At 67.1% G+C, this 11,728-nt stretch carries 12 protein-coding genes; 7 read left to right on the top strand and 5 right to left on the bottom strand.

What is annotated here, in order from left to right; all coding sequences use genetic code 11:
• Nucleotides 1–7 precede the first annotated feature (7 nt).
• Nucleotides 8–490 (bottom strand): fasciclin domain-containing protein, encoded by a 483-nt coding sequence (locus tag QRD43_RS18580; protein WP_285984001.1) that lies wholly within the window; start codon nt 488–490, stop codon nt 8–10.
• Between the two features lie 200 nt (nt 491–690).
• Here QRD43_RS18580 and pstS point away from each other — a divergent pair, with 200 nt between their 5' ends.
• The 7 genes from pstS (at nt 691) to phoR (ending at nt 7,448) form a co-directional block, all read left to right on the top strand.
• The gene (gene pstS, locus QRD43_RS18575; protein WP_285984000.1) at nt 691–1,731 is read left to right on the top strand and encodes a phosphate ABC transporter substrate-binding protein PstS; all 1,041 of its coding nucleotides are present in this window, start codon (nt 691–693) and stop codon (nt 1,729–1,731) included.
• 142 nt (nt 1,732–1,873) lie between these two features.
• Nucleotides 1,874–2,881: a phosphate ABC transporter permease subunit PstC gene (pstC, locus tag QRD43_RS18570; RefSeq protein ID WP_285983999.1), complete on the top strand. Its 1,008-nt coding sequence runs from the start codon at nt 1,874–1,876 to the stop codon at nt 2,879–2,881.
• Nucleotides 2,878–3,753, top strand: coding sequence for a phosphate ABC transporter permease PstA (gene pstA / locus QRD43_RS18565; RefSeq protein WP_285983998.1), 876 nt, complete (start codon nt 2,878–2,880; stop codon nt 3,751–3,753). Before pstC ends, pstA begins: the two co-directional genes overlap by 4 nt.
• Before the next feature lie 12 nt (nt 3,754–3,765).
• Complete coding sequence (gene pstB / locus QRD43_RS18560) at nt 3,766–4,551, top strand: phosphate ABC transporter ATP-binding protein PstB (RefSeq protein ID WP_285983997.1); 786 nt, start codon at nt 3,766–3,768, stop codon at nt 4,549–4,551.
• Between the two features lie 98 nt (nt 4,552–4,649).
• Nucleotides 4,650–5,360 (top strand): phosphate signaling complex protein PhoU, encoded by a 711-nt coding sequence (gene phoU / locus QRD43_RS18555; protein ID WP_285983996.1) that lies wholly within the window; start codon nt 4,650–4,652, stop codon nt 5,358–5,360.
• 22 nt (nt 5,361–5,382) lie between these two features.
• Nucleotides 5,383–6,093, top strand: a complete 711-nt coding sequence (phoB, locus tag QRD43_RS18550; RefSeq protein WP_285983995.1) for a phosphate regulon transcriptional regulator PhoB — start codon at nt 5,383–5,385, stop codon at nt 6,091–6,093.
• Nucleotides 6,090–7,448, top strand: coding sequence for a phosphate regulon sensor histidine kinase PhoR (gene phoR, locus QRD43_RS18545; protein ID WP_285983994.1), 1,359 nt, complete (start codon nt 6,090–6,092; stop codon nt 7,446–7,448). Before phoB ends, phoR begins: the two co-directional genes overlap by 4 nt.
• 13 nt (nt 7,449–7,461) lie before the next feature.
• Here the strand turns inward: phoR and QRD43_RS18540 are convergent, their stop codons facing one another.
• From QRD43_RS18540 to trxA, 4 genes are all read right to left on the bottom strand, one after another.
• Entirely contained in the window at nt 7,462–9,123 is a 1,662-nt protein-coding gene (locus QRD43_RS18540; protein ID WP_285983993.1) for a hypothetical protein, read from the bottom strand.
• A 260-nt stretch (nt 9,124–9,383) separates the two neighbouring features.
• On the bottom strand, nt 9,384–9,641 hold the full coding sequence (locus QRD43_RS18535) for a type B 50S ribosomal protein L31 (RefSeq protein ID WP_285983992.1): 258 nt from the start codon (nt 9,639–9,641) through the stop codon (nt 9,384–9,386).
• 225 nt (nt 9,642–9,866) lie between these two features.
• The gene (gene rho, locus QRD43_RS18530) at nt 9,867–11,129 is read right to left on the bottom strand and encodes a transcription termination factor Rho (protein ID WP_285983991.1); all 1,263 of its coding nucleotides are present in this window, start codon (nt 11,127–11,129) and stop codon (nt 9,867–9,869) included.
• Between the two features lie 255 nt (nt 11,130–11,384).
• On the bottom strand, nt 11,385–11,714 hold the full coding sequence (gene trxA / locus QRD43_RS18525) for a thioredoxin TrxA (RefSeq protein WP_285983990.1): 330 nt from the start codon (nt 11,712–11,714) through the stop codon (nt 11,385–11,387).
• Between the last annotated feature and the right edge of the window lie 14 nt (nt 11,715–11,728).

Here is an 11,728-nt window from a genome sequence, read left to right as displayed (position 1 = left end):
GACCGGCTTACTTCTTGGCCGGCAGCAGCACGCGGTCGATCACATGGGCCACGCCATTGGTGGCACCGATGTCGGCCCGCTGGACCACGGCATCTTCCACCGTCACGAACTCGCCGGCACGGGCGAGGGCCAGGGCGCTGCCCTGCAGGCTCTTGGGGCTGCTGTTCTTCACCTCGGCGGCAGGCAGCTTGCTCGCCAGCATGTGCAGATGCAGGACGGCCTTGAGCTGCTCCTTGTCCTGACTGAGCTTGTCCAGCGTGGCGGGCGGCAGGGCCTTGAAAGCCTCGTCAGAAGGGGCGAAGACGGTCAGGGGGCCGGCGGCGCGAAGCTCGTCCTGGAGGCCGGCCTGCACGACCAGGCGGTTGAAGGTGCTCAGCTGCGGGTCGCGGCCGAGGGTGTCGGCCAGCGGGGCGGGCGCGGGCGCCGTGGCGCAGGCCACCAGGCCGAACAGGGTGGCGCTGAGCGCGAGGATGCGGTTCAGAGGAGTCATGTCGGGGTCTCCGCGTGGCGGTTGTGAGCGATGCCGGCAGCGTAGGCAGACCGCGTGACAATCCCGTGAACGCCGCATGACAATTCGGTGGACCCGTCCAGCAGGGGCGACACCGCTTGTCATGTGTGTCACGCACCCGTCACAGACTGGTCATAGCATTCCGTTCATCGCTCAACAACCCGAAACGCGATAGGACTGACATGACGAACAAGCTGATCCGCACCGGCCTCCTGATGACTGCATTCGCCGCCGCCTGCGGCCTGGCTCAGGCACAGGATGTCACCGGCGCCGGCGCCTCCTTCCCGGCGCCCATCTACGCCAAGTGGGCCGACGCCTATCACAAGGCCAATGGCGCCCGCATCAACTACCAGTCGGTGGGTTCCGGTGCAGGCATCCGCCAGATCAAGGCCAAGACGGTCGACTTCGGTGCCTCCGATGCGCCGCTGAAGGACGACGAGCTGGCCAAGGACGGCCTGGTGCAGTTCCCCACCGTCATCGGTGGCGTGGTGCCCGTGGTCAACATCAAGGGCGTGGCCGCCGGCCAGCTGAAGCTCACCGGCGCCGTGCTGGGTGACATCTACCTCGGCAAGATCAGCAAGTGGAACGATGCCGCCATCGCCGCGCTGAACCCCGGCGTGGCCCTGCCTGACGCCACCATCGCCCCGGTGCGCCGCGCCGACGGCTCCGGCACCAGCTTCCTGTTCACCAACTACCTCTCCAAGGTCAACGCCGAGTGGAAGAGCAAGGTGGGCGAGGGCACGGCCGTGAACTGGCCGACGGGCACCGGTGGCAAGGGCAACGAGGGCGTGTCGGCCTTCGTGATGCGCCTGCCCAACTCCATCGGCTATGTGGAGTACGCCTACGCCAAGCAGAACAAGATGGCCTTCGTGCAGCTGAAGAACGCCGCCGGTGCCTATGTCTCGCCGAGCGATGACGCCTTCAAGGCCGCCGCCGCCGGTGCCGAGTGGAACAAGAGCTTCTACCAGGTGCTGACCGAGCAGGCCGGCAAGGACAGCTGGCCGATCACCGGCGCCACCTTCATCCTGATGCACAAGGTGCAGGACAAGCCCGCCGCGGCCGCCGCCAGCCTGAAGTTCTTCGACTGGGCCTACAACCAGGGCGACAAGATGGCCGACGACCTCGACTACGTGCCGCTGCCCACCTCCGTCAAGGACCTGATCCGCAAGCAGTGGGCCGACCAGATCAAGGACGCTGCCGGCAAGTCGATCAGCCTCAAGTAAGCACTCAAGAAGAGCAGCCATGCGACCCATGCCCCGACGCTGCATCCTGGCGCCGGGGCATCTGTTCATCAACTGAATGCGCCTGAGCTGCCCAAAGCACCGTATCGTGGAGGATTCCATGGCCGCCGTACTGACACCCCCTATGACCGACTCCAACGACGCGGACCGCGCGCGCAAGAAGGTGCTGCCGCAGGGCCAGCCGCCCGAGCGCCGCCGCACGCTGCCCTGGGCCGACGCGCTCTTCGCCGGCCTCGCGCAGGGCGCCGCCTGGCTGACGCTGGCGCTGCTGGCCGGCATCCTGCTGTCCCTGCTGCTGGGCGCGATGCCCGCCATCCGGGAGTTCGGCCTCGGCTTCCTGGTCAGCAAGGACTGGGACCCCGTGCAGGAGAAGTTCGGCGGTCTCGTGATGATCTACGGCACGCTGATGACCTCGTTCATCGCGCTGCTGATCGCCGTGCCGGTGAGCTTCGGCATCGCGATCTTCCTCACCGAGCTGTCCCCCAGCTGGCTGCGTGGCCCGCTGGGCATCGCGGTGGAGCTGCTGGCCGCGGTGCCGTCCATCGTGTACGGCATGTGGGGCCTGTTGGTCTTCGGCCCGATCCTCTCGACCTTCGTGCAGCAGCCGCTGCAGAAGTTGTTCGACGGCGTCCCTTACATCGGGGCGCTGTTCACCGGCCCGCCCGTGGGCATCGGCATCCTGTCGGCCGGCATCATCCTGGCCATCATGATCATTCCCTTCATCGCCTCGGTCATGCGCGACGTCTTCGAGGTCACGCCCCCGATGCTGAAGGAATCCGCCTACGGCCTCGGCGCCACGACCTGGGAAGTGGTGTGGAAGGTCGTGCTGCCCTTCACCAAGACCGGTGTCGTCGGCGGCGTCATGCTGGGCCTGGGCCGTGCCCTGGGCGAGACCATGGCCGTCACCTTCGTGATCGGCAACATGAACCAGCTGAACTCGCCCTCCATCTTTGAGGCCGCCAACAGCATCACCTCGGCCCTGGCCAACGAGTTCGCCGAAGCCGGCGAGGGCCTGCACCAGGCCTCGCTGATCTACCTGGGCCTCGTGCTGTTCTTCATCACCTTCGTGGTGCTGAGCTTCTCGAAGATCCTGCTGAGCCGCCTGAAGAAGAGCGAAGGAGCCCGCGCATGAACACCACCGTCGCCCCGTCGATGGACTCCAAGCGCCTGCGCCACCACGCGCGCCGCAAGCGCACCAATGCCATCGCCCTGACCCTGTCCCTCGCGGCCATGGCCTTTGGGGTCTTCTGGCTGATCTGGATCCTGTTCGAGACCGTGCGCCTCGGCATCGACGGCCTCAACTGGGCCACCTTCACCGAGATGACGCCGCCGCCGCAGGCGGAGGTCGGCGGCCTGGCCAACGCCATCTTCGGCTCCATCACCATGGTGGGCCTGGCCACGCTGCTGGGCACGCCCATCGGCATCATGGCGGGCGTCTACCTGGCCGAGTACGGCCAGAAGACCCGCCTGGGCTCCGCCGTGCGCTTCATCAACGACATCCTGCTGTCCGCGCCGTCCATCGTCATCGGCCTGTTCGTCTATGCGGTGGTCGTGTCGCGCATGAAGACCTTCTCGGGCCTGGCCGGCGTGCTGGCCCTGGCCCTGATCGTGATCCCGGTGGTGATCCGCACAACCGAGAACATGCTGAGCCTGGTGCCCAACGCGCTGCGTGAGGCGGCCTATGCGCTCGGCACGCCGAAGTGGAAGGTCATCCTGTCGGTGACGCTCAAGTCGGCCCGTGCCGGCGTCATCACCGGCGTGCTGCTGGCCCTGGCCCGCATTTCGGGCGAGACCGCGCCGCTGCTGTTCACGGCCCTGTCCAACCAGTTCTGGACCTCGTCCCTCGGCGAGCCGATGGCCAGCCTGCCGGTCACCATCTTCAAGTTCGCCATGAGCCCCTACGAGAACTGGCAGAAGCTGGCGTGGGCGGGCGTCTTCCTCATCACCATGGGCGTCCTCGCGCTGAACATCCTGGCGCGCGTCCTGTTCAAGAAAAAGCACTGAAGCGAGAGAGTCATGGATACCAAGGTCGAAATGCCCGTCACCGAGCGTGCCAAGCTGTCGGTGCGCAATCTGAACTTCTTCTACGGCAACTTCCACGCCCTCAAGAACATCAACCTGGACATCCCGGAGAAGAAGGTCACCGCCTTCATCGGGCCGTCGGGCTGCGGCAAGTCCACGCTGCTGCGCACGCTGAACCGCATGTTCGAGCTCTACCCCGAGCAGCGCGCGGAGGGTCAGATCTTGCTGGACGGCAATGACATCCTCTCCAGCGGCGAGGACGTCTCGCTGATCCGGGCCAAGGTCGGCATGGTCTTCCAGAAGCCCACGCCGTTCCCCATGTCCATCTACGACAACATCGCCTTTGGCGTGCGCCTCTTCGAGACGCTGCCGCGCGTGGAGATGGACGAGCGCGTGGAGTGGGCCCTGAAGAAGGCCGCGCTGTGGAACGAGGTCAAGGACAAGCTCAACCAGAGCGGTTCCGGCCTGTCCGGCGGTCAGCAGCAGCGTCTGTGCATCGCCCGCGGCATCGCCATCAAGCCCGAGGTGCTGCTGCTGGACGAGCCCTGCTCGGCGCTGGACCCCATCTCCACCGGCAAGATCGAGGAGCTGATCCACGAGCTCAAGACCGACTACACGGTGGCCATCGTGACCCACAACATGCAGCAGGCCGCCCGCTGCTCGGACTACACGGCCTACATGTACCTGGGCGACCTGATCGAGTTCGGCCCGACGGCCGAGCTGTTCATGAAGCCCAAGCGCAAGGATACGGAGGACTACATCACCGGGCGCTTCGGCTGAGGCCGCCCCGGAGGATGTGCCGGAACGGGCCGGGCCCGCGCCGGGGAAATCAATGGAGGCCGCCCGGCTGAGCGGGGGTCTCCGCAAGGAGCAAAAGAATGAGTGACAAGCATCTCTCCACCCAGTTCGATGCCGAGCTGAGCGGCATTTCGACCCGCGTGCTGGAAATGGGTGGCCTGGTCGAGGCGCAGGTGGCGCAGTCGGTCGAGGCCCTGATCAATTTCAGCGCGGAGCTCGCCGCCACGGTGCTGAAGACCGAGGAGCGCGTGAACGCGATGGAGGTCGAGATCGACCGCGACCTCTCGAGCATCATCGCGCGGCGCCAACCCACGGCACGGGACCTGCGCCTGCTGATCGCCGTCTCCAAGACCATCGCCAACCTCGAGCGCGTGGGCGACGAGGCGGCCCGTGTGGCGCGCACCGTGCAGCGCCTCATGAACGAAGGCGTGTCCAGCCGCCTGCGCCTGCCGATGTCCGACCTGAGCTTCGAGGCCGAGCTCGCCACGGCCCAGCTGCGCAAGGCGCTGGACGCATTTGCGCGTCTGGATGTGGATCGTGCCCTGGAAGTGTTGAAGCAGGATGACGCCATCGACAAGGAGTTCGACGGCCTGATGCGCAAGCTGATCACCTACATGATGGAAGACCCGCGCACCATCTCGGCCAGCATCGACCTCATCTTCGTGGCCAAGGCCATCGAGCGCGTGGGCGACCACGCCAAGAATCTCGCCGAAGTGATCATCTACGTGGTGAAGGGGACCGACGTGCGCCACAACACGCCGGATGCCGTGGCCACCATGGTCAAGCCCTGACCCCATCGACGGAGCACGAAACATGAGCCGCATTCTTGTCGTCGAGGACGAAGGCGCGATCGCCGAACTGATTTCCATCAACCTGCGTCATGCGGGCTTCGAGGTGACCCTGGCGGGCAGTGCCGATCAGGCGCAGCTCGAGGTCGACCGCGTCCTGCCCGACCTCGTCGTGCTGGACTGGATGCTGCCGGGGCAGTCCGGCCTCGGCCTCGCCCGCCAGTGGCGTTCGGCCGCCCGCACAAAGGAACTGCCGATCATCATGCTGACGGCACGCGCGGAGGAGAGCGACAAGGTCTCCGGCCTCGATGCCGGCGCCGATGACTACCTCACCAAGCCCTTCTCCACCAACGAGCTCCTGGCCCGCATCCGCGCGGTGCTGCGCCGCAAGGCGCCCGAGGCGCTGGACTCGGTGGTCGAGGTGGGCGCGCTGAGCCTTGATCCCGGCACCCGCCGCGTGAGCCGCGAGGGCGTGGAGGTGAAGCTGGGCCCGACGGAATTCCGCCTGCTGCACTTCTTCATGACGCACCCCGAGCGCGTGCACAGCCGCTCGCAGCTGCTGGACCGCGTCTGGGGCGATCACGTCTTCATCGAGGAGCGTACCGTGGACGTGCACGTCAAGCGCCTGCGCGAGGCCCTCGAGAAGGTGCAGTGCCAGCGCATGATCGAGACGGTGCGGGGCGCGGGATACCGGCTGACCCAGCAGGTGGCGGTGGCCTCTGCATCGCTGACATGACCTGGATGCTGCCCCGTGCCGTGCTGGCGGCGCTGGCCGTGCTGCTGGGCGCCGGGCTGGCCTGGTGGATCGGCGGCTGGTGGCCGCAGTGGCCGTGGCTGCCACCGCTGCTCGGGTCGCTGATCGGCGTGGCGGCCCTGTTCACGGTGGATTCGCTGCGGGCTCATCGGCTGATGCAATGGCTGCGCGGTGCGCTCGCAGGCGCCGCACCGCGCGACCGCGGGCTGTGGGGCGAGCTGGCGTATCGCGTGGAGCGCGCCGTGCGCGACCGTGACCGTGCCATCGAGCGCGAGCGGCAGGAGCTGCTGCAGTTCCTCTCCGCCATCGAGGCCTCGCCCAACGGCGTGCTGATGCTCGATGCCGACGACCACATCCGCTGGTGCAACCGCGTGGCGGCGGATCACTTCTCGCTGGACCCGCAGCGCGATCGCGACCAGCGCGTGACCAACCTCGTGCGTTTCCCCGCCTTTGTGGCGCTGCTGCAGTCGGGGGACTACCAGCAGCCGCTGGTGCTCTCGCATGTGCGGGGGCGGCTCACGCTGGCCGTCGTGGTGCGGGCCTATGGCGATGGCATGCGCCTCGTGCTGACGCAGGACATCACCGAGCGCGAGCGCGCCGAGACCATGCGCCGGGACTTCGTGGCCAATGTCTCCCATGAGATCCGCACACCGCTCACGGTGCTGGCCGGCTTCATCGAGACCATGGCCTCACTCCCGCTGACGGAGCCGGAGCGCAAGCGCGTGCTCAGCCTGATGACGCAGCAGACCCAGCGCATGCAGGCGCTGGTGAGCGACCTGCTCACGCTGGCGCAGCTGGAGGGCAGCCCGCGTCCGAATGCCGACCGCTGGGTGGGAGCGCAGTCACTGCTGCAGCGCGTGCTCAACGATGCGTCCGCGCTTTCCAACGGCCGCCACGAGCTGGTGCTGCACAGCGGGCCGGCGGCCGAGCTGGCCGGGGTGGAGGCGGAGCTGCTCAGTGCCGTCGCCAATCTTGCCAACAACGCCGTGCGCTACACACCTGACGGCGGGCGCATCGAACTCAGCTTTGCGCTGCTGCCGGACGGATCCGGTGAGATCCTGGTCAGCGACACCGGCCAGGGCATCGCCCGCGAGCATCTGCCGCGGCTCACCGAGCGCTTCTACCGAGTGGATGGCAGCCGCAGCCGCGACACCGGTGGCACGGGCCTGGGGCTGTCCATCGTCAAGCATGTGGCACAGCGCCATGGCGGCGAGCTGAAGATCGACAGCGAGGTAGGCAAGGGCTCCCGCTTCCGGCTGGCGATGCCGGCCGCGCGGGTGCGCAGCGTCGAGGCCTTGGGCGTCGAGGCCGCCCGGGTGCCCGAGAGCACCCTGTAGTCACCCCGCGGCCTCAGGGCCGGGCGCGCTGGTAGAGGCGGTAGGACTGGCTGCGGTCCGTGGGCCGCTTGACCGTGGCCAGCAGGGTCCAGCCGGTGCCGATGGACTCCTGCGTGCCGTCTTCGGCCTGTGTGATCAGCAGCGTGCAGGCGGTCTGCTGGGCGCCATGGCGGGCATCGACCGGCCAGTGCCCCTGCACCTCCAGCGCTGCCACGAGCGACAGGGCCTGACCCGGTGCCGCGATGCAGCCCGCGCCGGCGGGCATGACGCGCGCCAGGCGCTCGACGAGCGGGCGGTGGCTGCGGGCGTAGTCCAGGACGGGCAGCCACAGCGTCATGGCCAGCAGCCAGGCGAGGGCCACGCCGCCCGAGGGCAGCACCATGCTCTTCCACAGCGCATGCTGGTGACGCGCGGTGCGCCAGCGCAGCAGACCCAGCCAGGCCGCGGTGCCGAGGACGGCCAGCAGCAGGGCGATCGGGTGGAAGCTGGGCTCGAAGCCCTTGGCCAGGTTGCGCACGTTCGCCAGGGGCTGGGCGGGCCAGCCCGTCTGCATCGAGAGGTAGTAGACCCAGATGAACAGCGCGATCGTGCTGAAGAAGAACATCGAGAACCAGTCGAGCATGGCGCTGACGCTGCGGCTGAAGGTCGGCAGCGCGAAGCTGGCGAGCACGGCCAGGGCGGGCAGGCCGAGCATCAGGGCGCGGTCCGAGCCCCCCATGGCCAGCGAGCTCAGCACTGACACCAGCACGGCCAGCAGCGGCACGCTCACATGGCGTCGCTGCAGGTAGGCGCGCCAGCGCCAGAGTGTCCACAGCGCCAGCGGCCAGACCGGCCAGGCGAACCACAGGAGCAGGGTGCCCACGCGCAGCGGGAACTCGGCGCCCGGCAGGGCCTGCACCCGCCAGGCCCAGCTGCCCAGCACCCAGGCCACCAGCGCCGACAGCGCGGCCGAGGCCAGTACCCAGAGCAGGCTCGCGCGAACAGGCTCGTAGGCCGAACGCCAGCAGATCAGCGCCCCGCCCACGCCCAGCAGGAGGGCGACCGCCGGCGCCGCCGAGGCCGCCAGCACCGGCAGCGCCAGCAGGATCGCCAGCCGGGCCTTGAGCGGACGGAAGGGGGCCGCGGCCATGCCGTAGACGAACAGGGCCATGCCCAGGAGCTGCAGCAGCTCCGGCGTCGTCTCGTGCCCGAGCAGCAGCAGGCCCAGCGATGCCACGAGGCCCAGCAACGCTCCGTCCGCCAGCGCACGGGCGTAATCGACCGCCTGGGCCTCGCCTCCGAAGGCGAAAGCCACCGGCTGGGCGGCGTCCGTGCGGGCCAGGTGGAAGCTGCTGTACCAGACCAGGGCGATCACGCTCACCAGGATCAGCGCGAAGGGAATGCGGGCCGCCAGGGCGGGATCCAGCATCGGCAGCAACTTGATGAACAGGGCGCCGACCCAGTAGGGCAGCAGCCCGCCATCGGTGGTGATGCCACCGAGCTCCGGCCGATGCCAGGGGCTGAGGCCTGCCGCGATCTTGGCCATGAAGCCGTAGGCCGTGAGGTCGGCATTGCGCCAGGGATCGCGCCCGAACACGCCGGGCAGAACATACGCCGCGCAGAACAGCAGCAGGGCCAGGCGGGGCAGACGCTGGGCGCCGCGCTCGGCAACGATGGCGGGGGTGGCTTGGTTCACGCGGGCAGCAGGGGGGCTCAGGAGGGGCCGAAGGCCGCATCATGCCCCAAATCCGGGCATGCACGGCGCCTGTGGAAGCAGCGGCCGATCGGAGGCCGTCCTCAGTGAAGGCCGGAGTTTCTCGGGGGGCTCGGTGCCGGCGGATCGTCCCGTCGGCAAGAGAGGCGCCGCTGGTCGGGTCACGCCGGTCGCGGGCATGAAAAAAGGCAGCCGAGGCTGCCTTTTTCGTGGGGCTCGACGCAAGAGCGCGGCCGCGGGGCTTACTTCTTGAGGCCGACGCGAGCGAACTTGTTGCGGAACTTCTCGACGCGACCACCCAGGTTGTCGACGCTCTTCTGAGTGCCGGTGTAGAAGGGGTGCGATTCGCTGGTGGTTTCCAGCTTGACCAGCGGGAATTCCTTGCCGTCGACGGTGATGGTTTCCTTGGTCTGGACGGTCGAACGCGTCACGAACTGGAAGCCGTTGGACTGGTCCACGAACACCACGTCGCGGTAGTTGGGGTGAATGCCTTCTTTCATGGGAAACCTCTCGCCGTAGCTGTTTCAGTGCCGGGAGCCACGTCACACCATGTGACGCACTTTCTGGCGGCGGAAAAACGCTGATTATAGCCACAAATGAAAACGCCGCCTACCCATTGCGGGCGGCGGCGCTCGATTCGGGCACGGTCCAGGCGATTCCCGAGCCACGGGAGCCGCCCGTTGTCCGTCGTTGCGAGGCGCACAGGCACCTCGCTCGGTCCGGACTCAACCGCCTCTTCGCATCATGTCGAAGAAGTCGTGGTTGTTCTTGCTGGCCTTCATCTTGTCGAGGATGAACTCCATCGCCTCGATCTCGTCCATGTTGTAGAGGAGCTTGCGCAGGATCCAGCTCTTTTGCAGGATCTCGGGCTTGAGCAGCATCTCTTCGCGGCGGGTGCCGGACTTGTTGATCAGGATCGAGGGGTACACGCGCTTCTCGGCCATGCGGCGATCCAGATGGATTTCGCAGTTGCCGGTGCCCTTGAACTCTTCGTAGATCACTTCGTCCATGCGCGAACCGGTGTCGATCAGCGCGGTGCCGATGATGGTCAGCGAGCCGCCTTCCTCGACATTGCGGGCCGCGCCGAAGAAGCGCTTGGGACGCTGCAGGGCGTTGGCGTCCACGCCGCCGGTCAGCACCTTGCCGGAGGAGGGCAGGACGTTGTTGTAGGCGCGGGCCAGGCGGGTGATGGAGTCCAGCAGGATCACCACGTCCTTCTTGAGCTCCACCAGGCGCTTGGCGCGCTCGATCACCATTTCGGCGACCTGCACGTGGCGGGCAGCGGGCTCGTCGAAGGTGGAGGAGATCACCTCGCCGCGCACGGTGCGCAGCATTTCGGTCACTTCCTCGGGGCGCTCGTCCACCAGCAGCACGATGAGGTGAGCTTCCGGATGATTGGCCGTGATGGCGTGGGCCAGCTGCTGCATCATCATCGTCTTGCCGGTCTTTGGCTGGGCCACCAGCAGGGCGCGCTGGCCTTTGCCGATGGGGGCGATGAGGTCGATGATGCGGCCGGTGATGTTCTCGTCGCTCTTGATGTCGCGCTCGAGCTTGAACTGCTCCTTGGGGAACAAGGGCGTCAGGTTCTCGAACATGATCTTGTGCTTGCTCTCCTCGGGGGTGAGCCCGTTCACGCGGTCGACCTTGACCAGCGCGAAGTAGCGTTCACCGTCCTTGGGGACGCGCACTTCGCCTTCGATCATGTCGCCGGTGTGGAGGTTGAAGCGGCGGATCTGGCTCGGGGAGAGGTAGATGTCGTCCGTGGACGCCATATAGCTCGTGTCCGGCGAGCGCAGGAAGCCGAAGCCGTCCGGCAGCACTTCGAGGACGCCGTCGCCAAAGACCTGCTCGCCGGCTTTGGCGCGCTTCTTCATGATCGCGAACATCAGCTCCTGCTTGCGCATGCGGGCGACGTTGTCGATCTCCAGCTCCTCGCCCATCTTGATGAGGGCGGAAACGTGAAGCGCTTTCAGTTCAGAAAGGTGCATGGAAAAACCCGGTTGGGTCGTCCAGGGTCTGCCAAGAACCCGGGACAGGATCTTCGGTCGCCACAGCCATCAGGATTGACTTCACCATTGCCATCCACAGGGTCACGACCCGCCATGCGCAGCGCACGGGAGGCCATCACTACAAGTCAGGGACAAAAAGGGAGCTTGGGCGCCGAGTCCATGCCCCGAAGCCGGTCCGGCTGGGGCATGTTGGCCATTCAAGCCCGGCCGAGTGGGGCCGGGCATGTGAGGAGATTATAGGTTGGCGTCGAGGAAGGACGTCAACTGGGCCTTGGTCAGGGCGCCGACCTTCGTGGCGGCGAGCTGGCCATCCTTGAAGAGCATGAGGGTCGGGATGCCGCGGATGCCGAACTTGGCGGGCACTTCGCGGTTCTCGTCCACATTCATCTTGGTGACCTGCAGGCGGCTGCCGTAATCCTTGGCCACTTCGTCCAGGATGGGGGCGATCATCTTGCAGGGGCCGCACCATTCGGCCCAGTAGTCCACCAGCACGGGCGTGGAGGATTGGATGACATCGGCGTCGAACGACGCGTCGGAGATGTGTTTGATCAGTTCGCTGCTCATGGATGAGTCCTTGG

This window comes from Roseateles subflavus (assembly GCF_030285365.1).
Classification (GTDB): domain Bacteria; phylum Pseudomonadota; class Gammaproteobacteria; order Burkholderiales; family Burkholderiaceae_C; genus Roseateles_B; species Roseateles_B subflavus.
Note: the sequence above shows the minus strand (reverse complement) of the source record. Positions and strands in the feature narration are given on the sequence as shown.

Coding starts and splice junctions, on each gene's coding strand:
- rho (WP_285983991.1), bottom strand. CDS start 11,129: ATGCACCTTTCTGAACTGAAAGCGCTTCACGTTTCCGCCCTCATCAAG.
- phoR (WP_285983994.1), top strand. CDS start 6,090: ATGACCTGGATGCTGCCCCGTGCCGTGCTGGCGGCGCTGGCCGTGCTG.
- pstC (WP_285983999.1), top strand. CDS start 1,874: ATGACCGACTCCAACGACGCGGACCGCGCGCGCAAGAAGGTGCTGCCG.
- pstS (WP_285984000.1), top strand. CDS start 691: ATGACGAACAAGCTGATCCGCACCGGCCTCCTGATGACTGCATTCGCC.
- QRD43_RS18535 (WP_285983992.1), bottom strand. CDS start 9,641: ATGAAAGAAGGCATTCACCCCAACTACCGCGACGTGGTGTTCGTGGAC.
- QRD43_RS18580 (WP_285984001.1), bottom strand. CDS start 490: ATGACTCCTCTGAACCGCATCCTCGCGCTCAGCGCCACCCTGTTCGGC.
- phoB (WP_285983995.1), top strand. CDS start 5,383: ATGAGCCGCATTCTTGTCGTCGAGGACGAAGGCGCGATCGCCGAACTG.
- pstB (WP_285983997.1), top strand. CDS start 3,766: ATGGATACCAAGGTCGAAATGCCCGTCACCGAGCGTGCCAAGCTGTCG.
- pstA (WP_285983998.1), top strand. CDS start 2,878: ATGAACACCACCGTCGCCCCGTCGATGGACTCCAAGCGCCTGCGCCAC.
- phoU (WP_285983996.1), top strand. CDS start 4,650: ATGAGTGACAAGCATCTCTCCACCCAGTTCGATGCCGAGCTGAGCGGC.
- trxA (WP_285983990.1), bottom strand. CDS start 11,714: ATGAGCAGCGAACTGATCAAACACATCTCCGACGCGTCGTTCGACGCC.